At 67.7% G+C, this 24,206-nt stretch carries 23 protein-coding genes and 1 pseudogene; 15 read left to right on the top strand and 9 right to left on the bottom strand.

The annotated features are described in order from the left end of the window. Window positions 1-76: 76 nt before the first annotated feature. Window positions 77-215: pseudogene (locus HCU76_RS36980) on the top strand (phospholipase D family protein); the annotation flags it as partial. On the opposite strand, the gene HCU76_RS32535 reads toward HCU76_RS36980, so the two are convergent. The 3 genes from HCU76_RS32535 to HCU76_RS32525 all read right to left on the bottom strand — a co-directional run bounded on the left by HCU76_RS32535 (window position 216) and on the right by HCU76_RS32525 (window position 2,783). After that, the gene (locus HCU76_RS32535; protein ID WP_213953915.1) at window positions 216-701 is read right to left on the bottom strand and encodes a hypothetical protein; all 486 of its coding nucleotides are present in this window, start codon (window positions 699-701) and stop codon (window positions 216-218) included. 47 nt (window positions 702-748) lie between these two features. Continuing rightward, on the bottom strand, window positions 749-1,954 hold the full coding sequence (locus HCU76_RS32530) for an ATP/GTP-binding protein (RefSeq protein ID WP_218511565.1): 1,206 nt from the start codon (window positions 1,952-1,954) through the stop codon (window positions 749-751). Between the two features lie 385 nt (window positions 1,955-2,339). Then, window positions 2,340-2,783, bottom strand: coding sequence for a universal stress protein (locus HCU76_RS32525; protein ID WP_218511564.1), 444 nt, complete (start codon window positions 2,781-2,783; stop codon window positions 2,340-2,342). Window positions 2,784-2,888: 105 nt separating this feature from the next. On the opposite strand from HCU76_RS32525, the gene HCU76_RS32520 reads away from it, so the two are divergent. The 9 genes from HCU76_RS32520 to HCU76_RS32480 all read left to right on the top strand — a co-directional run bounded on the left by HCU76_RS32520 (window position 2,889) and on the right by HCU76_RS32480 (window position 10,613). Next, on the top strand, window positions 2,889-5,219 hold the full coding sequence (locus tag HCU76_RS32520; RefSeq protein ID WP_218511563.1) for a cation-translocating P-type ATPase: 2,331 nt from the start codon (window positions 2,889-2,891) through the stop codon (window positions 5,217-5,219). Continuing rightward, a complete protein-coding gene (gene ccoS / locus HCU76_RS32515; protein ID WP_213953919.1) occupies window positions 5,219-5,356 on the top strand; it encodes a cbb3-type cytochrome oxidase assembly protein CcoS in 138 nt (45 codons plus the stop codon). Before HCU76_RS32520 ends, ccoS begins: the two co-directional genes overlap by 1 nt. A gap of 68 nt (window positions 5,357-5,424) precedes the next feature. Continuing rightward, a complete protein-coding gene (ccoN, locus tag HCU76_RS32510) occupies window positions 5,425-6,864 on the top strand; it encodes a cytochrome-c oxidase, cbb3-type subunit I (RefSeq protein ID WP_218511562.1) in 1,440 nt (479 codons plus the stop codon). Window positions 6,865-6,876: 12 nt separating this feature from the next. Beyond that, window positions 6,877-7,506 carry a cytochrome-c oxidase, cbb3-type subunit II gene (gene ccoO / locus HCU76_RS32505; protein ID WP_213953921.1) on the top strand — a complete coding sequence of 210 codons (630 nt, stop codon included), beginning with the start codon at window positions 6,877-6,879 and terminating at the stop codon, window positions 7,504-7,506. Between the two features lie 13 nt (window positions 7,507-7,519). After that, window positions 7,520-7,657 (top strand): cbb3-type cytochrome c oxidase subunit 3, encoded by a 138-nt coding sequence (locus HCU76_RS32500; protein WP_213953922.1) that lies wholly within the window; start codon window positions 7,520-7,522, stop codon window positions 7,655-7,657. Window positions 7,658-7,669: 12 nt separating this feature from the next. Further along, window positions 7,670-8,596: a cytochrome-c oxidase, cbb3-type subunit III gene (gene ccoP / locus HCU76_RS32495; protein ID WP_213953923.1), complete on the top strand. Its 927-nt coding sequence runs from the start codon at window positions 7,670-7,672 to the stop codon at window positions 8,594-8,596. A gap of 15 nt (window positions 8,597-8,611) precedes the next feature. Continuing rightward, window positions 8,612-10,051 (top strand): cytochrome c oxidase accessory protein CcoG, encoded by a 1,440-nt coding sequence (gene ccoG, locus HCU76_RS32490; RefSeq protein ID WP_218511561.1) that lies wholly within the window; start codon window positions 8,612-8,614, stop codon window positions 10,049-10,051. 17 nt (window positions 10,052-10,068) lie between these two features. Next, a complete protein-coding gene (locus tag HCU76_RS32485) occupies window positions 10,069-10,350 on the top strand; it encodes a FixH family protein (RefSeq protein WP_256354639.1) in 282 nt (93 codons plus the stop codon). Then, window positions 10,347-10,613 (top strand): hypothetical protein, encoded by a 267-nt coding sequence (locus tag HCU76_RS32480; protein ID WP_213953926.1) that lies wholly within the window; start codon window positions 10,347-10,349, stop codon window positions 10,611-10,613. The genes HCU76_RS32485 and HCU76_RS32480 overlap by 4 nt, the downstream gene beginning before the upstream one ends. On the opposite strand, the gene fnr is transcribed toward HCU76_RS32480, so the two are convergent. Further along, on the bottom strand, window positions 10,594-11,313 hold the full coding sequence (gene fnr / locus HCU76_RS32475) for a fumarate/nitrate reduction transcriptional regulator Fnr (RefSeq protein WP_213953927.1): 720 nt from the start codon (window positions 11,311-11,313) through the stop codon (window positions 10,594-10,596). The genes HCU76_RS32480 and fnr overlap by 20 nt on opposite strands. 122 nt (window positions 11,314-11,435) lie before the next feature. Here fnr and hemN point away from each other — a divergent pair, with 122 nt between their 5' ends. The 3 genes from hemN (at window position 11,436) to HCU76_RS32460 (ending at window position 14,598) form a co-directional block, all read left to right on the top strand. Beyond that, the gene (gene hemN / locus HCU76_RS32470) at window positions 11,436-12,854 is read left to right on the top strand and encodes an oxygen-independent coproporphyrinogen III oxidase (RefSeq protein ID WP_213953928.1); all 1,419 of its coding nucleotides are present in this window, start codon (window positions 11,436-11,438) and stop codon (window positions 12,852-12,854) included. Then, window positions 12,854-13,561: a sulfite exporter TauE/SafE family protein gene (locus tag HCU76_RS32465; protein ID WP_213953929.1), complete on the top strand. Its 708-nt coding sequence runs from the start codon at window positions 12,854-12,856 to the stop codon at window positions 13,559-13,561. The genes hemN and HCU76_RS32465 overlap by 1 nt, the downstream gene beginning before the upstream one ends. 302 nt (window positions 13,562-13,863) lie before the next feature. Further along, window positions 13,864-14,598, top strand: a complete 735-nt coding sequence (locus tag HCU76_RS32460; protein ID WP_218511560.1) for a Crp/Fnr family transcriptional regulator — start codon at window positions 13,864-13,866, stop codon at window positions 14,596-14,598. On the opposite strand, the gene HCU76_RS32455 is transcribed toward HCU76_RS32460, so the two are convergent. The 3 genes from HCU76_RS32455 to HCU76_RS32445 form a co-directional block, all read right to left on the bottom strand. Beyond that, entirely contained in the window at window positions 14,592-16,640 is a 2,049-nt protein-coding gene (locus HCU76_RS32455) for an ATP-binding protein (RefSeq protein ID WP_218511559.1), read from the bottom strand. The two genes, HCU76_RS32460 and HCU76_RS32455, sit on opposite strands and share 7 nt — an antisense overlap. Beyond that, window positions 16,637-17,371: a response regulator transcription factor gene (locus HCU76_RS32450; RefSeq protein ID WP_218511558.1), complete on the bottom strand. Its 735-nt coding sequence runs from the start codon at window positions 17,369-17,371 to the stop codon at window positions 16,637-16,639. Before HCU76_RS32450 ends, HCU76_RS32455 begins: the two co-directional genes overlap by 4 nt. Before the next feature lie 103 nt (window positions 17,372-17,474). Next, complete coding sequence (locus HCU76_RS32445) at window positions 17,475-18,020, bottom strand: hemerythrin domain-containing protein (protein ID WP_218511557.1); 546 nt, start codon at window positions 18,018-18,020, stop codon at window positions 17,475-17,477. A 144-nt stretch (window positions 18,021-18,164) separates the two neighbouring features. Between HCU76_RS32445 and HCU76_RS32440 the strand changes: the two genes are divergently transcribed. Then, entirely contained in the window at window positions 18,165-19,727 is a 1,563-nt protein-coding gene (locus HCU76_RS32440) for a bifunctional aminoglycoside phosphotransferase/ATP-binding protein (RefSeq protein ID WP_218511556.1), read from the top strand. A gap of 33 nt (window positions 19,728-19,760) precedes the next feature. On the opposite strand, the gene HCU76_RS32435 is transcribed toward HCU76_RS32440, so the two are convergent. Beyond that, window positions 19,761-20,495, bottom strand: coding sequence for a hypothetical protein (locus HCU76_RS32435; RefSeq protein WP_218511555.1), 735 nt, complete (start codon window positions 20,493-20,495; stop codon window positions 19,761-19,763). 168 nt (window positions 20,496-20,663) lie between these two features. Here HCU76_RS32435 and HCU76_RS32430 point away from each other — a divergent pair, with 168 nt between their 5' ends. Then, window positions 20,664-21,485, top strand: coding sequence for a universal stress protein (locus HCU76_RS32430; protein WP_213953936.1), 822 nt, complete (start codon window positions 20,664-20,666; stop codon window positions 21,483-21,485). A 352-nt stretch (window positions 21,486-21,837) separates the two neighbouring features. Here the strand turns inward: HCU76_RS32430 and HCU76_RS32425 are convergent, their stop codons facing one another. Next, window positions 21,838-24,198: a phosphoketolase gene (locus HCU76_RS32425; RefSeq protein ID WP_218511554.1), complete on the bottom strand. Its 2,361-nt coding sequence runs from the start codon at window positions 24,196-24,198 to the stop codon at window positions 21,838-21,840. Window positions 24,199-24,206: the final 8 nt, after the last annotated feature.

Here is a 24,206-nt window from a genome sequence, read left to right as displayed (position 1 = left end):
CGGTCCGCACGCGCCATCACCGCCGGGCGCGTGCCCGTCGCACTCGGTGCCTCGACCGCCGGAGGGGATGGGGCCCTCGTTCAACTACAGCCAGGCAGCGGCGCGCTCGAACTCGGAGGGCGTGCTGCTGGTCCGGAACGACCCCGCGGTCGCGGCGAGCTACCTCGCCGCATTGGAAGAGCCGCTGGGCGCAGGGCGTGGCATCGGCGCGGTAGTCAGGCTCCGGTCAATGCCGCGAGGAGTGCAAGAAGCGCGGGCACTTTGCTCTTTGCCGCTTCGAGCGCGGCCTTGTCGAAGCCCTTCGGATAGACGTCGCGCAGCATGCGCTCATCGTGTGCTTCCATGCCGAAGGCCTTCTTGAATTCGCCCTTGTGCTGCGCCGTCGTTCGCTCTCCCGAGTTGCCTGAGATGTGCAGCAGCACGGCTTCCAGGCAAGGCGTCGCCTCGATCACGATGATGCCGGCCGCCTTTGCCTGTGCCCGGACCGCGGCGGTCCAGGCGGTGTCGGTGTCCAGAAGCGCGATGACGCGGTTGTGGGTGGCGAGCTTGCTGATCGACGCTGTGTAGGCAACGACCCGGGCGGCTCCTTTGCCGGTGGCCGCTTTGATGGTGGCAGTTGTGCCGCAGGCGCGCGGGAGATACAGCGCCTTGACGTGTCGCATGAAGATGTACTCGGCCTGCCCTTCGCCGACCGCGAGCACGGCGTTCGAGGCCCAGCGCCTGGGCTTGGCTTGCTTCGACGCTGCCACTACAGCTGGGGCACCGCGCCGAGAGCGCCGGCCATGTACTTGCCGTGCATGTTGTCTGTGGCGCGCAGGCCGCCGATCTCGTCGCCGCGATAAGCACTGCTCACGCAATCGATCTTCTCGACGAAGGTCACCTGCGGTGGCTTGAGGAGCGCCAGGACCTCGGGGCTCTGCACGGTGAAGATGAGTTGCGCGCCGAGCGGGTTCGTCGCCTCGTCGCTGAACAGGCGCAGCAGCGGCTCCAGCATGTGAGGGTGAAGTGTCGCATCGAACTCGTCGATGAAGGCCGGCGCGCCCGTCTCCAGCGCCTCCAGCAGGAAGCGCAGTAGCACAAAGGCCGACCGTGTGCCCGCCGACTCCATCGAGAACGGCAGCAGGAAGACGTTGCCCGCCGAGGCGTGCTCACCATACGGGAAGTAAGACTGCGGCTCCTCGGCCGGGCTGCCGCCCGCGACCTTCGCTGCCGTCGGCAATGGGCTCAGCGCCTGGAGCTGCAGATCGCTCAAGCCAAGGTCCAGACGCAACAGCAGGTCTCTCGCGCTCTGCAAGGTCGAGGGTGCCGCTTGGAACTGGTTCGAGGCCTCGACGAGTGAGGCAAATTCGCCAGTTGCGCGAGTCCTGTTGCGCAACAGGTTGGTGACTGCGCGGCCCTCAAGAAGGCCTGGTGCGACCTCGACGCCGTACTGGCGCGCCCAACTGATGAATGACGAGTTGCCGCGTACCTTCTTCGCCTCGCTGAGGGGAAGGCCTTCGACGCCGGGCTGCGTGATCACGTAGGCGCTGGTCTTCTCATTCCACTCGCGCGTGAACACCGCGCGCCTGTTGCCTTCGAGCGGGCGGCGCTTGAGCGATTCGCTGATCACCCGCGTGGTGGTGCAGACCAGGTTGTAGTCCCACTGCGTGCCTTCTGAGTCCTCCGTCACGAGTTCGAAGCGCGAGGGCTCTTTGGCATGCGACAGGTGGTTGACGAACGGCAGGCGCGTGTCTGGCTTGGCTTCGAAGGAGTCGCGGATGAACCGCGCCAGGAAGGCGCCGACGTTCAGCATGGTGGTCTTGCCGGAACCGTTAGCACCTAGCGCGGCCATCGCTGTGCTGACGCGTTGTCCAGACTTCGTCGTACGGTCCCAGCCGAGGACCGCGTCGCGACGCGTCAGGCGCAGGGACAGGTCCGTCTGCTCGACGAAGCTGCCGAAGTTGGAGAAGGACATCTTGAGCAACATAGTGGCCAGATTCTTGTCTATTTTTTGAGATTTCGGTATGAGTACACACCCAAACCATCAAAAATACCGGGTCAAACGGCACTCTTTGGCTCCTTGCAGTGCCGTCTGGCGCCCCCGAGTGCGCCAAGGCGGCCCACGGCGGCGCGCGCGGGCCATGATGGCGCTGTGTACTGGACTCGAGATGAGGCGGGCCCGGTTGGCCGGACCGTGATTGCGCGAGAAGGGGGTACCGCGACCAAGTTGGGGGTACAGACGGGGGTACAAATTCAAAGACTCTGCTTGAGAATCAAGCATCCATGCGAGTTGCAGGAGATCTTTCCCCACCGCTTTTGCTTTGGGTGTCCGGAAGGCCTTGCCCCAAGCCCGGCTTCATCTACCGAAGCACCAGCACCGGCAACGTCGAATGCGTCAGCACGTGCTGCGTCTCGCTCCCCAGAAGCAGCCGCTTGATCCCCTTTCGCCCGTGCGAGGCCATGACGATCAGGTCGCACTTGTGCTTCTTCGCCGCGGCAATGACCGATTCGGCCACGAGGTCCGAGCTCATCGCCGCAGTCTTGATGCGGACGCCCGCCGCCTTGGCCAGGCTGCTGACCTGGTCGAGCTGGCCCTGGGCTTTCGCTGCCCATGCGCCCTCGACGCGTGCGATGTCGTCCGGCGTGAAGGCCATCGCGCCTTCGAAATAATTCTTCGGATAGCGGGGCACGACGGTGATGGCGACCAGGTCGGCATCGTTCTGCGCCGCTAGCGAGATGGCGCTGCTCACCGCCTTCTTCGAAAGTGTCGAACCGTCGGTGGCGACGAGGATGCGCTTGAACATGTTCGGATGCTCCAAGTGTTGATGGCTGCCAGCGTAGGCCGTCCGCATCGCGCAGGCTTGATGCAGGTCAAGCTTGAGTCACGTGGATGATCCTAGCCTTGCAGGATGCAAGCTGCTGCGCTCCCGCTCGAACAGGCAGGACCCGATGAATTCCCTGCCGCCCAAGCGGGGGGAGGGCTGGAAGCCGTGTTGGACGACCCTGCCGAATGGTCGGCGTTCAGCCGCCTGCTCGACGGCGATCCGCATGCGGGCCGGTGGGAATCGCACGCCATGGTCGAAGGCATGCATTGCGCCGCGTGCGCGTTCGCCGTCGAGGCGGCGCTCCTCCGGGTGCCCGGCGTCGAGCAGGTCGAGGTGAACGCCGCAAGCCGGCGCGCCCGCCTCACCTGGTCGGCAGCGCAGGTTGCACCGTCCGCCTGGTTCCGGGCCTCCGAGGCAGCGGGTTACCGGCTCGTGCCCGCTGGCGACACCTTCGTGCGCGAACGCCGCCTGCACGAAGAGCGCCTGGCATTGTGGCGATGGCTGGTGGCCGGTCTCTGCATGATGCAGGTGATGATGTACGCGTATCCCGCGTACGTCGCGCTGCCGGGCGACATGTCGGCCGACTCGGCGCAGTTGCTGCGGTGGGCGTCGTGGGTGCTGACGCTGCCGGTGCTGCTCTTCTCGTGCAAGCCCTTCTTCGCTGCCGCGCTGCGCGATGTCGCTGGCTTGCGCATCGGCATGGAGCTGCCTGTCGCGCTTGGCATCGTCATCACCTTTGCCGTGAGCAGCGCGGCCACCTTCGATCCTTCGGGCACCTTGGGTGGCGAGGTGTACTTCGATTCGCTCACGATGTTCGTGTTCTTCCTGCTCACTGGCCGCTGGCTCGAGTCGCGCCTGCGCGGCCGCACCGCGGGCGCGTTGGAGGCGCTGATGAACCGCCAGCCCGACAGCGCGGACAGGCTGACGATGAGCGGCGCCTTCGAGCGCGTGGCGGTCCGGCGCCTGCTGCGCGGCGACGTGGTCCGCGTGCGGCCCGGCGAGAGTTTCCCGGCCGACGGCGTGATCAGCCTCGGCAGCACCACCGCGGATGAGGCCCTGCTCACGGGCGAATCGCGTCCGGTGGTGCGCGACCGGGGCGCGCGCGTGCTGGCCGGCAGCCACAACCTGTCGTCGACGGTGGAGGTGCGGGTCGAGTCGGTGGGGCAGGGCACGCGCTTCGCGCAGATCGTGTCGCTGATGGAAAGCGCTTCGCTGCACAAGCCCCGGCTCGCCTCGATGGCCGACCGCGCGGCACGACCGTTCCTGTTTTTCGTGCTGTGCGCGGCCATGATGGCTGCGGCTTTCTGGTGGCCGGTGGACCATGGCAAGGCGCTGATGGTCGCGGTCGCCGTGTTGATCGTCACCTGCCCCTGTGCGCTCTCGCTGGCCACGCCGGCGGCCACGCTGGCCAGCGCGGGCATGCTGGCCCGGCACGGCGTGCTGGTGCGCAACCTCCAGGGGCTGGAGGAATTGGCGGCCGTCGATACGGTGATCTTCGACAAGACGGGCACGTTGACCCTGGACACGCCATGCCACTTGGACATCCGATGCCGGCCGGGGATGCAGGCCGGTGAAGCGCTCGATCGTGCAGCGGCCATCGCCGCGCAGTCGCTCCATCCGGCGTCACAGGCCCTCGTCGACGCATGGAATGCCGCGTCGCGTCCTGCCTCTTCATGGAAGCTCGTGCAGGCCATCGAGCATGTCGGCATGGGCGTGGAAGCTCGCATGGTCGAACAGGGGAAGGAAGAGGCCGGGACGCGCCGCATGCTGCTGGGCTCGGCTGCCTTTTGCGGCGTGGTCCCGTTGGGTGCCGACGCGCCGCAGGTCCATCTGAGCGATGCGCAAGGATGGGTCGCGAGCTTTGTCCTCGACGAGAACGTGCGTGCCGAGGCGACAGCCGCGATCGATGCGCTCCGGTCGCAAGGCCTGTCGGTGCACCTGCTTTCCGGCGATCGCGCCGCCGCTGCGCACGCAGTCGCGCAGCAGACCGGTATCCGCAGCGTGCACGGCGATTGCACGCCCGAGGCCAAGCTGGCCTTCATGAAGGCCTTGCAGGACGAGGGCCATGGCGTGGCGATGGTGGGCGATGGGCTCAACGACGGCCCTGTGCTGGCCCGCGCCGATGCGTCCTTCGCCCTCGGCAACGCCGTGCCGCTCGCCAAGGCGCGTGCGGACTTCATCGTGATGGGCGACGACCTCGGTGCGATTCCCGCTGCCCATGCGCAAGCGAAGCGCACGATGCGCGTGGTCCGCCAGAACCTGTGGTGGGCCGCGGGCTACAACGCGCTGTGCGTGCCGCTCGCGGCGATGGGAATGCTGCCTGCGTGGCTGGCCGGCCTGGGCATGGCCGCGAGCTCGCTGGTGGTGGTGCTCAATGCGGCGCGACTTGCAGGCCGCAGCGCAGCGGGGCATTGATGGACATCCTCTTCCTGCTCATTCCGCTCTCCGTCGCGCTGGTGCTGCTGATCCTCGTCGCCCTCTGGTGGGCCGTGGACCGTGGGCAGTTCGAGGACGTCGATGCAGAGGGGCAGCGCATTCTGCGCAACGATTGATCTGTATCAAGCATCCTCGCAGGCCGGCCTCGGACACTGCGCGCATCCAAGGAAAAGAAGGATCCGCGATGCAATCTCCAACCCCTCCCGCAGCGGTCTACAGCGACACCGTGGTGCGGCAGTTCGCGCTCATGTCGGTCGTGTGGGGCGTCGTCGGCATGCTGGTCGGCGTCATCATCGCGTCGCAGCTGGCCTGGCCGGAACTCAACCTCGGCGTCCCGTGGCTGAGCTACGGGCGGCTGCGGCCGCTGCACACCAACGCGGTGATCTTCGCCTTCGGTGGCTGCGCCTTGATGGCGACGAGCTTTCACGTTGTGCAGCGCACTTGCCAGGTCCGCCTCTTCGCGCCGAAGCTGGCGTCCTTCGTGTTCTGGGGCTGGCAGGCGGTGATCGTCGCGGCGGCCATCAGCCTGCCGATGGGCTTCACGCGCGGCAAGGAATACGCCGAGCTCGAATGGCCCATCACCATCCTCATCGCCGTGGTGTGGGTGGCTTATGCCATCGTGTTCTTCGGCACCATCGGCAAGCGCAAGGTGCGGCACATCTACGTGGCCAACTGGTTCTTCGGCGCCTTCATCATCGCGGTGGCGCTGCTGCACATCGTCAACGGCATGTCGATGCCGGCGGGCTGGATGAAGAGCTACTCGATGTATGCGGGCGTGCAGGACGCGATGGTGCAGTGGTGGTACGGCCATAACGCGGTCGGCTTCTTCCTCACGGCCGGCTTCCTCGGGATGATGTACTACTACATCCCCAAGCAGGCCGAGCGGCCGGTGTACTCGTACCGCCTGTCGATCGTGCACTTCTGGGCGCTGATCTTCACCTACATGTGGGCCGGGCCGCATCACCTGCACTACACCGCCTTGCCCGACTGGACACAGTCGCTCGGCATGGTGTTCTCGCTGATCCTGCTGGCCCCGAGCTGGGGCGGGATGATCAACGGCGTGATGACGCTGTCCGGTGCCTGGCACAAGCTGCGCACCGACCCGATCCTTCGCTTCCTGATCGTGGCGCTGTCCTTCTACGGCATGGCGACCTTCGAGGGGCCGATGATGTCGATCAAGACGGTCAATGCGCTGAGCCACTACACCGACTGGGGCATCGCCCACGTGCATTCGGGCGCGCTCGGCTGGGTCGGCTTCATCACGATGGGCTCGCTCTACTACCTGATCCCGCGGATGTACGGCCGCACCGAGATGTACAGCGTGCAGGCCATCGAGGTCCACTTCTGGACGGCCACCATCGGCGTGGTGCTCTACATCGCCGCGATGTGGATCGCAGGCGTGATGCAGGGGCTCATGTGGCGCTCCATCAACCCGGACGGCACGCTCACCTACACCTTCGTCGAGAGCGTGAAGGCGACCTTTCCGTTCTACGTCGTGCGCCTCATCGGCGGCCTGATGTATCTCGGTGGCATGCTGGTCATGGCCTGGAACGTCTGGATGACCGTGGTCACCGGCATCTCGGCCCGCGCGCAGATTCCGCCGCTCGCGATGGCCCACGCCTGAGGAAACAACACCATGTCTTCGAACCCGAAATCCTCCAGCGGCTTCACGCACGAGAAGATCGAGACCAACAACCTGCTGATGATCGTGCTGATCCTGCTGGTCGTCGCGATCGGCGGTGCGGTCGAGATCGTGCCGCTCTTCTTCCAGAAGTCGACGACCGAGCCGATCAAGGGCCTCAAGCCCTACACCGCGTTGCAACTGGCGGGGCGTGACATCTACCAGCGCGAGGGCTGCTACGGCTGCCACTCGCAGATGATCCGGCCCTTCCGCTCCGAGACGCTGCGCTACGGCCACTACTCGGTGGCCGGCGAGTTCGTCTACGACCATCCGTTCCAGTGGGGCAGCAAGCGCACCGGGCCGGACCTCCAGCGCGTCGGCGGCAAGTACAGCGACGAGTGGCACCGCATCCACCTGAACGAGCCGCGCGACTTGGTGCCCGAGTCGAACATGCCGGCCTATTCGTGGCTCGAGAAGAACCCGGTCGACGCGGCCTCGCTGCCGGCGCACATGCGTGCGCTGCGTCGTGTCGGCGTTCCCTACACGGACGAGGAAATCGCCTCGGCCGCCAAGGATGTCGAGGGCAAGACCGAGATGGATGCCACCGTCGCCTACCTGCAATCACTGGGCCTCGCGCTCAAGTAAAGGAGCCTGAGCCGTGGACCTCACAACGCTTCGCATCGGCGCCACCGTCGCCTGCTTCCTCGTCTTCATGGGCATCCTGGCCTGGACCTTCTCGCCCCGCAACACGCGCCGTTTCGAAGAGGCCTCGCAGCTTCCTTTCGAACAGGACTGAAGCGAGCACGCCATGAACGACTTCATCAACGACTTCTGGGCCAACTACGTCGCCGGGGCTGCCGTGGTCAGCATCCTCGCCTGCGCCTTGCTGCTGTGGCTGACGGCGCGCAAGCGCGTGGTGGCCAGCGACGACAACACCACCGGCCACGTCTGGGACGAAGACCTGCGCGAGGCCAACAATCCGCTGCCGCTGTGGTGGGTCGGGCTGTTCGTGATCACCATCCTGTTCGGCTTCGCCTACCTGGCCTTCTTTCCCGGCCTCGGCAGTTTCAACGGCAAGCTCGGATGGAGCGCCGGCGGGCAGTACGAGGCGGAGGTGGCGCAGGCTGACAAGGAACTGGTGCCGGTCTACGCTGCCTACACGGCCATGCCGGTCGAGCAAATCGCCGGGGATGCGAAGGCCATGGCCATCGGCGAGCGCATCTTCATGAACAACTGCGCGCAATGCCACGGCTCCGACGCGCGCGGCAGCAAGGGGTTTCCGAACCTCACCGACACCGATTGGCTGCACGGCGGCGCGCCCGACAAGATCATCGAGACGATCACCAAGGGCCGCATCGGCGTGATGCCGCCGATGGCCGCGGCGGTCGGTACGCCGGAGGACGTCAAGAACGTCGCGCAGTACGTGCTGAGCCTGTCGGGCAGTTCGACGGATTCGTTGCGCGCCGAGCTGGGCAAGTCGAAGTTCACGGCCTGCGCCGCCTGCCACGGCATCGGCGGCGTCGGCAACCAGGCCCTCGGCGCGCCCGCGCTGAACGACAAGGTGTGGCTGCACGGCTTTGGCCAGGAAGCCATCATCGCGATGATCAACAACGGCAAGCACAACGTGATGCCGCCGCAGGAAGGGCGCCTGACCGAGGCGCAGATCAAGGTGGTGGCGTCGTATGTGTGGGGCTTGTCGAACAAGCCGCAGTCGGCCGCCAAGGCCGCGCCCTGAACCGGGCAATTGGCCATGACCGACGCCGTGCGGCCCCGCAAGACCATCCCCATCGTGCCTGCCGCGGCGGGCGGGGCCGGGGAGTCGGTCGGCCTGTACGAGGCGTCGAAGAAGATCTACCCGCGCACGGTGCGTGGCAAGTTCGCCCGCTGGCGCTGGGCCCTGGTCTTCGCCACCCAGCTCTTCTTCTACGCGATGCCGTGGGTCCAATGGGGCGGGCGCCAGTCGCTGCTGTTCGACCTGGCGACGCGGCGCTTCTACATCTTCAGGCTGGTGCTGTATCCGCAGGACCTGATCTACCTCTCGGGCCTGCTGGTGCTGTCGGCGTTGTCGCTGTTCCTCTTCACGGCGGTGGCCGGTCGACTGTGGTGCGGCTTCGCCTGTCCGCAGACGGTCTACACGGAAATCTTCATGTGGGTCGAGCACAAGATCGAGGGCAACCGCATCGCGCGCATGCGCCTGGACGGCGAACCCTTCTCGCTCGAGAAACTGGTGAAGAAGTGGTTCAAGCACGTCGTCTGGATCGGCATCGCGATGTGGACCGGCTTCACCTTCGTCGGCTACTTCACGCCGATCCGCGAGCTAGGCATGGAATTCCTGCAGACGCGCATGGGCTCGTGGGAAGTGTTCTGGGTCGTCTTCTATGGCTTCGCGACCTATGGCAACGCCGGCTTCATGCGCGAGCAGGTCTGCAAGTACATGTGTCCCTACGCCCGCTTCCAGAGCGCGATGTTCGACCGCGACACGCTGATCGCGAGCTACGACACCGGGCGTGGCGAGCCGCGCGGCGTGCGCGCCAAGGGCCGGGACGGCAAGGCGCTCGGACTGGGCGACTGCATCGATTGCGGGCTGTGCGTGCAGGTGTGCCCGACCGGAATCGACATCCGGCAGGGGCTGCAATACGAGTGCATCGGCTGCGGCCTCTGCGTGGACGCGTGCAACACCGTGATGGACCGCATGGCGCTGCCGCCCGGCCTGATCCGCTACGCGACCGAGAACGGGCTCGCGAAGGGCTGGTCCTCGTCGCAGGTGTGGCGACGCGTCTTCCGGCCGCGGGTGCTGGTCTATGGATGCGTGCTCCTCGCCTTGACGATCGGCCTGCTCGCGAGCCTGGTCCTGCGGGTGCCGCTGAAGGTCGACGTGGTGCGCGACAGGGGATCGCTCGCCCGCATCGCGGAGGGCGGACAGCTCGAGAACGTCTACCGCCTGCAGATCATGAACGCCACCGAGAAACAGCAGGCCTACCGCATCGCGGCCACCGGCCTGGACGGCTTGCACGTGGCCTCGGACGAGCTTGTCGAAGTCGGCGCGGCCCAGTCGCGCTGGGTCGCGGTGCGCCTGCAATTGCCGGCCGACAAGGCTCCGCCCGGCTCGCACACGGTGCACTTCGAAGTGGGCACTGCCGATGGCGGCGCACACGTCTCCGAGAAGGCCGTGTTCCTGGTGCCCCGATGAACAAGCAAGGAGAAAGCATGACAGCGTACGAACAAGCATCGGCGCCGCCGCCCTGGTGGCGCTACCCGCTGGTGTGGCTGGTGATCGGCCTGCCGGCGGCCGTCATCGTGGCCAGCCTGGCCTCCGCGTGGCTCGCCATGCACACCACCGACACGGTGGTCGAGGAGGACTACTACCGCAAGGGCATCGAGATCAACCGCACCCTGGCCGACAAGAGCCCGGTTCCCGCCCAGATGGGCCGCAACCACGCGATGACGCCCGCCGAGGACGTCCCGGTGCGCCCCAAGGCCAAGCCATGAGTGCGCGCAGATGGATCGCGATCCTGTGGCCCGCATTCATCCTGGCGAGCCTGATGGAACTGGTGGTGTTCGCCATCATCGATCCGTCCGACATGCGCTGGGGCAGGGAAGGACTCGGGCTGACGCGGCAGGCCGTCTACACCGCCAGCTTCTTCGCTTTCTGGGCGATGTCGGCTGCCGCGTGCGCGCTCTCGGTGGCACTGACCTTGGAGCCGCCCGAGGACGATCCCCTGGCGCGGCGCTTCAACGCCCGGGCGGATTGACGATGCATTGCAGCGCCTGCGGGTCGAGGATGCGCAGGTTGCGATGCCGCACCTCGACGATGCCGTCCACCACGAATCTCGACAGCGTCCGGCTGATGGTTTCCAGCTTGAGGCCGAGGTAGCTGCCGATTTCCCCGCGCGTCATGCGCAGGACCACCTCCGAGCGCGAGAAGCCACGCGCGTGCAGCCGCTGGACCAGGTTGAGCAGGAACGCGGCGAGCCGTTCTTCCGCCCGCATGCTGCCCAGCAGCAGCATGACGCCGTTCTCGCGCACGATCTCGCGGCTCATGATCTGGTGCACGTGGCGTTGCAGCGCCGGGACTTCGCGCGACAGTGCCTCGACCCGCTCGAACGGAATCACGCAGACCTCCGCGTCCTCGAGTGCGACGGCGTCGCAGTTGTGGTGCTCGTTGACGATGCCATCCAGCCCCATGATCTCGCCGGCCATCTGGAAGCCGGTGACCTGGTCGCGCCCGTCGTCGCTTGCCACGCGGGTCTTGAACACGCCGGTGCGAATGGCGTAGAGCGAGGTGAAGCGCTCGCCGTTGTGGAACAGCGTCTCGCGGCGGCGCAGCTTGCGCCGTGTCTTGACCAGGCCGTCGATGCGCTGGAGTTCGTGGGGTTGCAGGCCGGGGGGCATGCAGAGCTCCCGGAGGTTGCAGTTGGAGCAGGCGACCTGGATGGGCTGTGGAATGGTCATGGGCGCGTCGTTTGGTTGGCGGGATTCTGGCCGGCGCCACCTGCCGTGGGCTTGATGCACATCAAGACGCAGAACGGCCTGGGGAGGCACATTGCGTGGGTTCCATTGCCCGAGCCACGCCGATGTCTTCGAACTCCCCACCCGCACCGCTGCCGGTCCGTCCGACGCTGCCGTCGGTCGCCCTGCTGCGGCGCTTCGGGGTGGCCGGCCCGCGCTACACCTCCTATCCGACCGCCGACCGGTTCGTCGAAGCCTTCGACGCTGCGGACTATGCGCAGGCACTGCGCCAGCGCCGCAGCATGGGCGCCCGCGCGCAGCCGCTGTCGCTCTACGTCCATGTGCCGTTCTGCGAGTCGCTGTGCTACTTCTGTGCCTGCAACAAGATCGTCACGCGCCACCACGAGCGGGCAGGGCAATACCTCGACTACCTCGCGCGAGAGGTCGAGCTGCAGATGGCGCAGGTGGGCCAAGGCGCGTCGGTGAGCCAGCTGCACCTCGGGGGCGGCTCGCCGACCTTCCTGGACGACGCGCAACTGGCCGAACTGATGGGCATCCTCTACGGCGCCTTCACCTTCATACCGGATTGCGAGCGCTCGATCGAAGTCGATCCGCGCACCGTCGACGCCGAACGCCTTGCGAACCTGGCGGTGCTCGGCTTCAACCGCCTGAGCTTCGGCGTGCAGGATTTCGACCACGACGTGCAGAAGGCCATCCACCGTGTCCAACCCGCCATGCAGGTGTTCGAGCTCGTGGCGGCCGCGCGGGCGCTGGGCTTCAAGTCGGTCAACGTCGACCTGATCTACGGATTGCCGCTGCAGACCGTGGAATCCTTCGAGCGCACGCTGGAGCAGGTGTGCGAGCTGCGGCCCGACCGCGTCGCCCTGTATGCCTATGCGCACCTGCCCGACCGGTTCAAGGCCCAGCGCCGCATCCATGTCGAGCAGCTCCCGCCTGCCGAGGAGAAGGTGCAGATGCTGGCGCGATCGATCGCGGTGCTGAGTGCGGCCGGGTACGTCCACATCGGCATGGACCATTTCGCATTGCCGCAGGATGCGCTGGCCGTCGCCAGGCGCCAGGGCCGGCTGCATCGCAATTTCCAGGGCTACAGCACGCAGCCGGATTGCGACCTGCTGGCGCTCGGCGTGTCGGCCATCGGACGCATCGGCGCGACCTACAGCCAGAACGCGAAGTCGCTGGAGGAGTACTTCGACCATCTCGACCAGCGTCGCCTGCCGGTCGTGCGTGGCCTGGCGCTGTCGCGCGACGACCTGCTGAGACGCTCGGTCATCATGGCCCTGATGTGCCAGGGGCACCTCGACTTCGAGGCGCTGGGGCAGGCCCACTTCATCGACTTCCGCGACCACTTCGCGCCCGAGTTCGCCGTGCTCGGCCCGCTGATCGCGCACGGCCTCGTGCACCTGAGCGACCACGCGCTCGAAGTCACGCCGACGGGTTGGTTCTTCGTGCGCGCCATCGCCATGGTGTTCGACCGCTACCTGCAAGCCGATCGCAACAGGACGCGCTATTCGCGGATCGTGTGATGCAGGCCGGCCTCGCCGCCGCCGCGTTGCTGATGGGCCTTGCCGGCGGACCGCATTGCGCGGCCATGTGCGGCGCGCCGACGGCCGGGGTGATCCGGCTGGTGCGGGCGCCGACAACCGGCGCCGCCGGGGCGGCATCCGTGGGGGCGCCGTCCACCACCCTGGCGTTCCATGCGGGTCGCATCGCGAGCTATGCGCTGGGCGGGGCCGCGGTGGCGCTGGCGGCGCAATCGCTCGCGTTCGCGGGCGCGCACGTGACGGCCCTGAAACCGCTGTGGGTGCTGCTGCACGCGGCCACGCTGGCCTGGGGGCTCGCGCTGATCGTGCAAGGTCGCCAGCCGGCCTGGGCGCATCGCTTCGGCAAGGCGCTGGCCTTGCGCGTGCGGCCGCACACGCGGTCGGGCTTCGGCGTGTTCGCGACGGGGGCGCTGTGGATCCTGATGCCTTGCGGCTTGCTCTATTCGGCGCTCGCGCTGGCGAGCCTGGGCAACGGCGCGCTGGACGGGGCCATGGCCATGGTCCTGTTCGCGCTGGGAAGCGGGTTGTCGTTGGCAGCGGCGCCATGGCTGTACGCGGCGGTGGGCCACAGGCTCGGGCCATCGCGCGAAGGCTGGGGCGCCCGCGTTGCAGGCCTGCTGCTGGCCGCCCTGGCCTTGCAGGCGCTGTGGATGGACATGGGGCAGGCCATCGGCGACTGGTGCCGCTGAGAAGGTGTGAATCTTTCTACTGCGGACGCCAATCCCGGGTCTGCGGTCCTCACCGTACGGGTGTACGGTTCCGGTCCTCAACCCGACCTTGGCGCCCTCGCTACGAAATCTCACACCTTCCGAAGCACTCAAATGCCAGCGAAATGAAAGGCGTGCCTGCATCCGGCAACTGCATCGCGGATCTTCGTGGTTACACAGCGGACACAAGGCATTCACCCACTGTTACCCAGGCCGCTCCCGCCGTCGCCTGCCAGTTACACCCGCTTTCTAAGCTTTGTTCATCCAACCGCAAGGAGCCAGCGATGAACGAAGCGCCCACCATCACGTCGAACCACACCTCCGGCGTCAGCCGCATTGCAGCGATGCTCCAGTTGCTCCAGGACAGCGTGCCGATCCAGCGGCGGGTCGTTCGCAGTGGCGACGTGGTCTACCAGGTGGGCCAGCAATTCAATTGCCTCTATGTCGTCAGCTCCGGTTTCTTCAAGATGGTCAACTTGTCGGGCGAAGGCCGCGAGCAGGTGGTCAGCCTGCATTTCAAGGGCGACTGGATGGGCCTGGACGGCATCGCCGAAGGCCAGTACGGCTGCGACGCCATCGCCATGGACACGGGCGAGGTGTGGGCCATCCGCTATGACGCACTGATCCAGGCCGCCGTGCGCACGCCGGCACTGTTGACCGCGATGCATGGCGCCATGAGCCGCGAGCTGGTGCGCGACCACGACTCGATGCTGTCCCTGTGCTCGCAGCCGGCCGATGCGCGGGTCGCGGGCTTCCTGCGCTACTGGGCCGATGCGCTCGACCAGCGCGGCCTGCGCACCGACCAGTTCACCCTGCGCATGACGCGTGCCGAGATCGGCAACTACCTCGGCATGACGCTGGAGACCGTGAGTCGGGCGCTGTCGCGGCTGGCGCGCGGCGACGTGATCCGCTTCGTCGAGAAGGGTCGACGCGACATCCACATTCCGCGCGTCGAGGCGCTGACGAGTTTCATCCGGAACGTCAGCACGCCCGCCGTAGGCGCCGAAGCCGTTCACTGAGCGCTGTTCAGCAGCCTGGCCATCGCGCGTTCCAGTTCAGCGCGGGTGTAGGGCTTGCGCAGCAGGTCCCACTTGTAGGGCTCGCCCAGCAGGTCGCTGGAATAGCCCGACATCAGCAGCACCGGCAGCCCTGGCCGCTGCGCGCGTGCCACCTCGGCCAGTTCGGTGCCGCGCATGCCGTGGCCGAGCACGATGTCGGTCAGCAGCAGGTCGAACGGTGTGTTCTCGTCGAGCGCCCGCAATGCTTCCTCGGCATCCGCGCAGACGACCACCTCGCAGGCCATGGCGGCCAGGAACGCCTCGACCACCTTGCGCACCTCCGCATCGTCCTCGGCCAGCAGGACGTGCAGGCCCGACGGGACGCGGCGGGGCGGGGCGGCGTCGCTGTTCGGATCCACGCTCGTGCGCTTCTCGACGCGGGGCAGGTACAGCGTCACCGTGGTGCCGGCGCCGGGGGCGCTGCGCAGCGTGATTCCACCGTGCGACTGCCGTGCGAAACCGTAGACCGTCGACAGGCCCAGGCCAGTGCCGCGGCCGGCTTCCTTGGTGGTGAAGAAGGGCTCGAAGGCGCGTTCCATGATGGACTCCGGCATGCCCGTGCCCGTGTCGGTGATGGCAATGGCAACGTAGCCTTCGGCCGCAGGGCTGGGGTCCGCGCGGAGTTCGACGGGCAGCGTTGCCGCGGGCGCGCATGCGAAGGCGATCGTCCCGCCGTGCGGCATGGCGTCCCGGGCGTTGATGGCCACGTTCAGCAATGCGGACTCGAGTTGCACCGGGTCGGCCATGCACAGGACCTGCTGCGCGTCGAGCGTGATGGCAATGCGCTGGTCGAGCGTGCGCGTGAGCATGCCGGTCAGCGACGTCAACAGGGCCAGCGTGTCGACGACGGTCGGCTGCAACACCTGCCGTCTGGAGAAGGCCAGCAGCTTGCTCGTCAGCTCGGCGCCACGGCGCGTGGCCCGGTGCGCCGCCGCGACCAGTTGCCGGACCATGTCGTCGTCGGCGCAGGCGGGCAGCTCTTCCAGCACCTGCAGGTTGCCGGAGATCACGGTCAGCAGGTTGTTGAAGTCGTGCGCCACGCCGCCGGTGAGTTGGCCCACCGTCTCCAGCCGCTGCGCGTGATTGAGCGCCTCCTCGCTGGCGGTGCGCTGCATCACGGTGGCCAGCATGCTCGACAGCGACTCCAGGAAGCGCACCTCGTCATCGCCGAAGCGCTGTGGCGTGCGCGAGCGCACCGCCAGCGTGCCGATGGTGCGGCCCCGGTCGCCCAGCGCCACCGAGAGCTCGCACACCATGCCGGCCTTGATGTAGTGCGCCGGGATGGTGAAGCGATGCTCGCTCGCATAGTCCCGCATCAGCACGGATTCGCCGGTCGCCACCACATGGCCCGAAGGCGATCCGGGGGTGTTCGGAATGCGTCGCCCGGCGGACTCTTCCGGCAGCAGGCCGACGCCCGACGCGATGCGGAACTCCAGCCCGCTGGCCTCGAGCAACAGCACCTTGGCCATCTCGACCTGCAGCGCTTCGGATGCAATGACTGGCACCAGTTCCAGCAGCTGCTGCGAGCCGCGCGCCTCCACCGCCAGACGGCCGAAGCGGGCCAGGTGCTCCGCGTAGCGCGCCCGTTGCAAGGCCTGCCTGACGCGCGGGTAGTCGCCCACGCTGCGGATGGCCGCCACCACGTAGGGCAGGCCATGGTCCTGGAGCGGGCTCAGGCCGATCTCGACCATCACCTCGCTGCCATCGCGGCGCCGCGCGACCAGGTCCATCTGGGTGCCCATCGCACGGGCGCGCGGCTGCCCGGCATAGGCGCCGCGCCATGCGGCATGGCGGGGACGTATCGCATCGGGCACCAGTTGCTCGACCGACAGACCGGTGAGCTGGTCCATCGAATAGCCGAGCAGGTCGAGCGCCGCGGGGTTGGCCAGCCGGATCGTGCCCTGCAGATCGACCAGCAGCAGCGCGTCAGGATAGGCGCCGAAGAGCGTCCGGTACAAGGCGCCGTCGTCGACTCCCGGCAACGACGGCAACGGCGTCATCATCCGGCCTCGACCCTGGGCACCAGGATGTAGCCGGCGCCGCGCACCGACTTGATGATCTGCGGGTTGTCGGGGTCGGCCTCGACCTTGCGGCGCAGGCGTCCGATCTGCACGTCGATGGTCCGGTCGAAAGGGCCGCCGTCGCGTCCACGCGTGTGGACGAGCAGGAAGTCGCGCGACAGCACGCGGCCGGCATGCGTGACCAGCGCGGTCAGCAGGTCGAACTCGCCGGTGGTGAGCGCCACCTCGGCGCCGCTCGGGTCGAGCAAGCGGCGGGCAGCGGTGTCGAGCTGCCACTGCGCAAAGCGCAGCGATGTGGATGCTGCCGGTTCCGCGGGCGCGGGCGCAGGCGGCGCACTGGCGGGCGTGAGCCGCCGCAACACCGCCTTGATGCGTGCCAGCAACTCGCGCAGGTCGAAAGGCTTGGTGACGTAGTCGTCCGCGCCGACTTCCAGCCCGACCACCTTGTCCACGGCATCGCCACGGCCGGTCACGATCACCAGCCCGCAGCGCCAGTGTTCGCGCAACGCGCGCGCAATGGAGAAGCCGTCTTCGCCGGGCAGGCCCAGGTCGAGCAGCACCAGCGCCGGCGCGTCGCGCGCCATCAGTTCCATGAGTGCCTTGCCGGAATGCACCTGGCTGACGCGAAAGCCATGGTGGCCGAGGTAGGTTGCCAACAGTTGGGTGATGTCGACTTCGTCGTCGAGGACGGCCAGGTGGGTGGGAATATTCACGCGCGGATGGTAGTGCGGGCGCGCTGCTTGCGCCATATCGACATACGCGACGGCCGGCGTCCCGCTCGATGGCGGCGCCTTCGGCCCTGCGGCGCTGCGCTCATCAGGCGTGCTGGTTCAGCGCGTCCCGCAGGTTGCGGTATCCGGTGCCCTGCACGGTGCCGAACAACGGGTCGAGCAGGGGCGGAACGCTCCTGGCCACGGACTTCCAGTCGTGCTCGTCCAGCAGGCGCGCCGCACGCGGCAGGATGTCGCGCTCCTCGGTCGCCAGGTGGTGGCGGTAGTAGGCGAGGTAGAGCGCCGCTGCCGCCTCGACCTTGTCGCGCGCGATCACCGCGTCGCCGATGATGCCGTTCAGCAGCCCGACCAGCTCCTCGCCGGCAATGGCAATGGCCCGGTGCTCCTGCTTCAGGCGGTTGACGGGCAGGCGCAGTTCGGGCGCGCGCAGCACCAACAGCTCGAACGCCTCGTCCTCCAGGGGATGGTGGACGCGGTCGCCGTATTCGCGAAGGTACGAGACGATGTCGAGCATCAGGTTGTAGTCGGGCTCGCCGTCGTCGTGGAACTCGGCGACCTGCCGCTTCAGCAGGTCCAGGAGTCGCGAGAAATGGACGTGATCGGCATGCCACCGGGTGATCAGGCTTTTCATGAGGGTCCCTTGTCGTGGCGATAAGGCCAATGGCTCATCACTGACTCCGCAGATGAAGGAAGGAATTCAATGTAGGGCGCGACGCCGGACCACGCCTTGCCCTGGATCAAGGAATGGACGCGGGCCGGTGGCACAGTCGCAGGTATGAACCGGCCAGAGTCCACCCCTGCACTTGCGGACGCCTCGCTGGTCCTGGCATTGCGCGAGCGATTGCAGGCCGAGACCGGGCAAGCCGTGGCCCTCGTCGAGACACACATCTCCTGGGTGCTGCTGGCATCGTCGATGGCGTACAAGCTCAAGAAGCCGGTTCGGCTGGCATTCGTCGACTTCAGCACACTGGCGGCGCGAAAGCACTTCTGCGAGGAAGAGCTTCGGCTCAATCGGCGACTGGCACCCGGCCTGTATCGCGACGTCAGGCCTGTGACTGGCACGTCGCAGGCACCGCGCATCGGCTCAACTGACGACGATGGCGAACCGATCGACTATGTGGTCCGCATGCGGCGCTTCCCGGACGGGATGCTGCTGGGCGAACTGCTGTCGGCGGGGCAACTGGAACCTGTCGAGCTCGATGGCCTTGCACAGCGGCTCGCGTCCTTTCACCGTGCCGCGCCGGTTGCGGCGGCGGACTCGGGCTTCGGTGCGCCGGAGCGCATCGAGCGGTCGGTCATGGCGGCACTGGCCGGCCTGGAAGCCGCATGCGGCACGGCGCGTCTCGCAGCGTTGCGGCGCTGGGTCGAGGACCGGGCGGTGGGCCTGCGCATGGCCTGGCTGCTGCGCCAGCGGACGGGTGCCGTGCGCGAATGCCATGGCGACCTCCACCTTGCCAACGTGGTGCGGCTTGACGGCGGCCTGCAACCCTTCGACTGCATCGAGTTCGATCCGGCGCTGCGCTGGATCGACGTGATGAGCGACGTCGCCTTCCTCTCGATGGACCTGAAGGCGCACGGCCACACCGACCTGGCATTCCGCTTCCTCGACAGCTACCTGCAACACGCGGGCGACCACGAAGGCGTGCCCGTGCTGCGCTTCTACGAGGTCTACAGGGCGCTGGTCCGGGCGCACGTCGCCAGCTTGCGCGCCGCGCCGGGCGAGGGCCGACCCGGCGTCGAGGACTACCTGTGCTGCGCCGAGGACATCGTGCGCCGCGCCGAACGCACGCCGCGGCTGCTGATCACGCACGGCTTGTCGGGCTCCGGCAAGTCGACCGTCGCCGGCCAGTTGCTGGAACTGGCGGGAGCGGTGCGCGTGCGTTCCGACGTCGAGCGCAAGCGCCTGTTCGGACTGGACGCGCTCGCGCGCTCGGCCGACCACGCCATCGACATCTACACGCCCGAAGCCACGCGCCGCACCTTTGCCCGCCTGGCCGACGCGGCGCGCCTGGCATTGCAGGCGGGCTATCCGGTGATCGTGGACGCGGCCTTCCTGCGCCGTGCCGAGCGGGCCGCGTTTCACGCACTGGCTGCATCCCTTCGGTTGCCGTTCGCTATCCTCGACCTGCGCGCCAGCCCGGCCCAGTTGCGCCACCGTGTCGCATTGCGCCGGGCCGAAGGCACCGACGCGTCCGAGGCCGGCCCGCAGGTATTGGAGCGGCAGTTTGCGTTCCAGGAGCCGCTGGACGCGCAGGAGCGCGCGATGGCCATCTGCGTGGAAACCGAAATGCGCCCGGACGTGGCCTCGCTGTGCGCGCTCTGGATGCACGCCGTCTGAAGCACGCGCGGGCGCCGCGCTGAACGCCGCTGTTCAGCCTCGCGCGATGGTGTCCAGCAGGATGGCCTGCAGCATGCAGCGGTGGTTCTCCTCCCGCCGGGTGTCGTCGAGCGGGCTCGCGTGCATTCGCAAGGTCCACCCCTTGGACCGCGTCGCATCGACCACGAAGGTGGCATCGTTCGAGGCCGATGAAACGGCGCCGCCCGGCAGCACGTCGAAACCGATGCTGCGCGCGGCGGACACGAAGGTACGGCCGCGCGCGGTGTCGGCGTCGCCCAGGATGCGGATCGACAGGAGCGCCGACGATGACAACGAATGCTCGTGGAGCGTCATCAGGTCGGCCAGCGCGCGCAAGGGATGGTGGTCGAGGTCCAGCCCGTCGTAGACCGGCACGCCGGCGCCCTTTTCGATCTCGCGCATCGCGGCGGCGGGCAATGAGCCGCAATCGATGGCGTCGTACAACTGGCCGAGCGCGCGTGCCAGGGCGTCGACATCCTGCGGCCGCGATTCCGGCGACTGGCCGTAGCCGATGACCGCCACGCGCAGGCCGAGATCCAGCGCGGCGCGATGCAGTGCCGACGGCTCCTCTCGGATGGGTCCGCAGGTCAGCAGGGCCAGGTTCCTGTCACGCAGGGGCTTGCGATGGCCCCCGCTGCGCCCGTCGGGCCGCAGGCGTCGGGCAGTTGCAAAGAATTCGAGGATGTTCGTCGCCGCCAGCGGCCGCAGCAGTGACAGGCGGGTGGGAACGAGCGGGTTGGCGTGGTGCACGAGCCTGAAGGTACAGGCTCGTGCACGCCGGACCTTGATGCCTGTCAAAGCCCTGATGCGCCGTCGGCAGCTATTGCGGCCGCATCATGCACTTTGACGCGGCGCAAGGCCGGGCAGGGCAGCGGGCACTATGGTGGTCATCGCACTCACGACATCCAAGGACTCACCATGCCGACCCCCAGGACCATCCTCGTCCACCTCGACAGTTCCGATCGCGCGGCGGAGCGCGTCAAGGTCGCACGCCAGCTGGCCGAGGCCTTCGACGCCGAAGTCACGGCCTTGCCGTGCACGACGACCGCGTTGATGCGCTATCCCTATGCGCTGGAGGGTTCGGCCGATGCCATGGCCATCATGCAGTCGCTGGACGAGGAATGCCGCAACAAGGCGCATGCCACCTTCACGACGGCCGGTGCCGGCTCGCCGCGCCTGCGCTGGGTCGAACCGATGGACGACGCGCCCTGGGGCTTCGCCCGGCACGCGCTCTACGCCGACTTGCTCGTGCTGGGCCAGCGCAATGCCGACGACCCAGCCGCGGGAGAGTTGCCACCGGATTTCCTGTCCAGCGTGCTCGTCGAATGCGGCAGGCCCGCGCTGGTCCTGCCCTATGCGGGGCTGGTCGAGCCCATCGGCCGGACCGTGCTCATCGGCTGGAAGGAATCACGCGAGGCCGCCCGCGCCGTGTCGGCCGCGATGCCATGGCTGACGCGTGCGGAGTCCGTGCACGCGGTCTGCTATGGCGAGGGCGCGGAAGCAGCCTTGCGCAGCCTCCAGGCATACCTCAAGGCGCATGGTGTGAATGCCACGGCGCATGCAGGTGGCCACGCGGATGGCGATGCCGGCGAGCACCTGCTGTCGATGGCCGCCGACACAGGCGCGGACCTGCTCGTGATGGGCTGCTTCGGCCACAGCCGCGCGCGCGAATGGGTGCTGGGCGGGGCGACACGATCGATCCTGCAATCGATGACGGTGCCGGTGTTGATGTCGCACTGACGAGGCAGCGCCGATGAAACCCGGGCGGGTGCAGGCGAGGTCCGAGGACGGCGGGCATCCTCCTCCGCGAATGTCCCCCGGCCTTCGGCCTCCTCCTTTATTTCGCTGCGGAGGACGCCCACCGCCCTCGGCCCAAGTGAAGCCGCGTCGTGCCGGCCGATCAACCCTGGCGCGTCTGGATCACGTCGATGGTGTGCTCCACGCAGCGAAATAAAGGAGGAGCCGGCGGCCGCAGGCTGACGGCGGGGGACATTCGCGGAGTGGAGTACGCCGTCGGCGTGATCCCGCCCCCGGTCCGCAAAACGGTCTGGCATTGCCACTCGTGGCGCCGCAGTTGCATCTCGTGGTGGGCTCAACGTAACGGCCACTTCCACCCGCTGATCTCCGGCATGTCCTGCCCATGGCGCCGGATGTACGCACTGTGCTCCAGCAGCCGGTCGCGCAGCCGCTGCTGCACATGGCCCGCGCCATCGCGGATGCGTGGCACGCGGTCGATCGCGTCGGCGGCGAGATGGAAGCGGTCGAGGTGGTTCAGCACCGTCATGTCGAAGGGCGTGGTCGTGGTGCCTTCCTCGCGGTAGCCGTGCACGTGGAAGTTGGCGTGGTTGGCACGCTGGTAGATCAGGCGGTGGATCAGCGTGGGATAGCCGTGGAAGGCGAAGATCACCGGCGCGCTCGTGGTGAACATCGAGTCGAAGGTCGCGTCGCTCACGCCATGCGGATGGGCGCCGGGCGACTGCAAGGCCATCAGGTCGACCACGTTGACCACGCGCACCTTGAGGCCGGGCACCTCGTGGCGCAACAAGTCGACCGCGGCGAGCGTCTCGAGCGTGGGCACGTCGCCCGCGCAGGCCATCACCACGTCCGGCGCGACGCCCTCGTCGTTGCTGGCCCAGGTCCACACGCCCAGGCCGGCGCTGCAATGGCGTTCGGCCGCCGCGATGTCGAGCCATTGGGCCGCGGGCGCCTTGCCGGCCACGATCACGTTCACGTAGTCGCGGCTGCGCAGGCAGTGGTCGACCACCGACAGCAGCGAGTTCGCATCGGGCGGCAGGTAGACGCGTACCACGTCGGCGCTCTTGTTCACCACATGGTCCATGAAGCCCGGGTCCTGGTGGCTGAAGCCGTTGTGGTCCTGCTGCCAGACGTGGCTGGTGAGCAGGTAGTTCATCGATGCGATGGGGCGCCGCCAGGGAATGCAGCGCGTGGTCTTCAGCCACTTCGCGTGCTGGTTGAACATCGAGTCGACGATGTGGATGAAGGCCTCGTAGCAGGAGAAGAAACCGTGCCGACCGGTCAGCAGGTAGCCTTCGAGCCAACCCTGGCAGAGGTGCTCGCTGAGCACTTCCATGACGCGGCCGGCGGGCGAGACGTGGTCGTCGCCGGGCTCGACGAGCGCGGTCGAGGTGCGGTCGGTGACATCGAACACCGCGCCGAGCCGGTTGGACGCGGTCTCGTCCGGGCCCACGATGCGGAAGTTGCATTGCGCGTCGTTCAGGCGCATCACGTCGCGAAGGAACTGGCCGGTCACGCGGGTCGCCTCGGCGCGCACGGCGCCTGGCGCCTCCAACGCGACCGCGTAGGCGCGGAAGTCGGGCAGGGCGAGGTCCTTCAGCAGCAGCCCGCCGTTGGCATGCGGATTGGCGCTCATGCGCCGCGTGCCAGCGGGCGCGAGCGCGGCGATCTCCGGGCGCAGCGTGCCGGCCTCGTCGAACAGCTCCTCGGGCCGGTAGCTGCGCATCCAGTCCTCGAGCAGCTGGACGTGGCTCGGGTTGTCGGCGAACCCCGTGAGCGGCACCTGGTGCGCCCGGAACGTGCCCTCGACCTGCAGGCCATCCACGACCTTCGGCCCGGTCCAGCCCTTCGGCGAACGCAGCACGATCATCGGCCAGGGCCTGCGCGCGGTGAAGCCGTCCTCGCGCGCCTCGGCCTGGATGGCGCCGATCGCATGCAACGATGCGTCCAGCGCCTCGGCCATCGCGGCGTGCATGGCGAAGGGGTCATGGCCCGACACGAAGTGCGGCTCGTAGCCATGGCCGCGCATGAGCTGCGTCAGCTCCTCGTCGCCGATGCGCGCGAGCACCGTGGGGCCCGCGATCTTGTAGCCGTTGAGGTGCAGGATCGGCAGCACCGCGCCATCGCGGCCGGGATTGAGGAACTTGTTGGAGTGCCAGCTGGCCGCCAGTGCGCCGGTCTCGGCCTCGCCGTCGCCGATCACGCAGCAGGCGATGAGATCGGGGTTGTCGAAGACGGCGCCGTACGCATGCAGCAGTGCGTATCCGAGTTCGCCGCCTTCATGGATCGAGCCGGGCGTCTCCGGCGCCACGTGGCTCGGGATGCCGCCCGGAAAGGAAAACTGCTTGAACAGACGCTGCATGCCCTGCGCATCGCGCGAGACGGCCGGGTACACCTCGCTGTAGGTGCCTTCGAGGTACACGTTGGCCACCACGCCCGGGCCGCCGTGTCCCGGGCCCGCGATGTAGATTGCGTCCAGGTCGCGCGCCTTGATGGCGCGGTTCATGTGCGCATAGATGAAGTTCAGGCCGGGCGTAGTGCCCCAGTGGCCGAGCAGGCGGGGCTTGATGTGCTCCAGGCGCAGGGGTTCGCGCAACAGGGGGTTGTCCAGCAGGTAGATCTGCCCCACGGACAGGTAGTTGGCGGCGCGCCACCAGGCGTCGAGCAGCTTGAAGTCGTTGTTCGGTGTTTCGTTCATCAGGCACT

The organism is Variovorax sp. dw_308 (assembly GCF_019207085.1).
Classification (GTDB): domain Bacteria; phylum Pseudomonadota; class Gammaproteobacteria; order Burkholderiales; family Burkholderiaceae_C; genus Variovorax.
This window is presented reverse-complemented; position numbering and strand designations above follow the sequence as displayed.

What these genes read in the sequence shown, in the direction of transcription:
- HCU76_RS32520 (WP_218511563.1), top strand. Translation starts at nt 2,889, where the DNA reads ATGCAAGCTGCTGCGCTCCCGCTCGAACAGGCAGGACCCGATGAATTC.
- HCU76_RS32485 (WP_256354639.1), top strand. Translation starts at nt 10,069, where the DNA reads ATGACAGCGTACGAACAAGCATCGGCGCCGCCGCCCTGGTGGCGCTAC.
- HCU76_RS32465 (WP_213953929.1), top strand. Translation starts at nt 12,854, where the DNA reads ATGCAGGCCGGCCTCGCCGCCGCCGCGTTGCTGATGGGCCTTGCCGGC.
- HCU76_RS32455 (WP_218511559.1), bottom strand. Translation starts at nt 16,640, where the DNA reads ATGATGACGCCGTTGCCGTCGTTGCCGGGAGTCGACGACGGCGCCTTG.
- HCU76_RS32445 (WP_218511557.1), bottom strand. Translation starts at nt 18,020, where the DNA reads ATGAAAAGCCTGATCACCCGGTGGCATGCCGATCACGTCCATTTCTCG.
- HCU76_RS32480 (WP_213953926.1), top strand. Translation starts at nt 10,347, where the DNA reads ATGAGTGCGCGCAGATGGATCGCGATCCTGTGGCCCGCATTCATCCTG.
- ccoO (WP_213953921.1), top strand. Translation starts at nt 6,877, where the DNA reads ATGTCTTCGAACCCGAAATCCTCCAGCGGCTTCACGCACGAGAAGATC.
- ccoG (WP_218511561.1), top strand. Translation starts at nt 8,612, where the DNA reads ATGACCGACGCCGTGCGGCCCCGCAAGACCATCCCCATCGTGCCTGCC.
- ccoS (WP_213953919.1), top strand. Translation starts at nt 5,219, where the DNA reads ATGGACATCCTCTTCCTGCTCATTCCGCTCTCCGTCGCGCTGGTGCTG.
- ccoP (WP_213953923.1), top strand. Translation starts at nt 7,670, where the DNA reads ATGAACGACTTCATCAACGACTTCTGGGCCAACTACGTCGCCGGGGCT.
- HCU76_RS32530 (WP_218511565.1), bottom strand. Translation starts at nt 1,954, where the DNA reads ATGTCCTTCTCCAACTTCGGCAGCTTCGTCGAGCAGACGGACCTGTCC.
- ccoN (WP_218511562.1), top strand. Translation starts at nt 5,425, where the DNA reads ATGCAATCTCCAACCCCTCCCGCAGCGGTCTACAGCGACACCGTGGTG.
- HCU76_RS32440 (WP_218511556.1), top strand. Translation starts at nt 18,165, where the DNA reads ATGAACCGGCCAGAGTCCACCCCTGCACTTGCGGACGCCTCGCTGGTC.
- HCU76_RS32460 (WP_218511560.1), top strand. Translation starts at nt 13,864, where the DNA reads ATGAACGAAGCGCCCACCATCACGTCGAACCACACCTCCGGCGTCAGC.
- HCU76_RS32430 (WP_213953936.1), top strand. Translation starts at nt 20,664, where the DNA reads ATGCCGACCCCCAGGACCATCCTCGTCCACCTCGACAGTTCCGATCGC.
- fnr (WP_213953927.1), bottom strand. Translation starts at nt 11,313, where the DNA reads ATGACCATTCCACAGCCCATCCAGGTCGCCTGCTCCAACTGCAACCTC.
- hemN (WP_213953928.1), top strand. Translation starts at nt 11,436, where the DNA reads ATGTCTTCGAACTCCCCACCCGCACCGCTGCCGGTCCGTCCGACGCTG.
- HCU76_RS32525 (WP_218511564.1), bottom strand. Translation starts at nt 2,783, where the DNA reads ATGTTCAAGCGCATCCTCGTCGCCACCGACGGTTCGACACTTTCGAAG.
- HCU76_RS32425 (WP_218511554.1), bottom strand. Translation starts at nt 24,198, where the DNA reads ATGAACGAAACACCGAACAACGACTTCAAGCTGCTCGACGCCTGGTGG.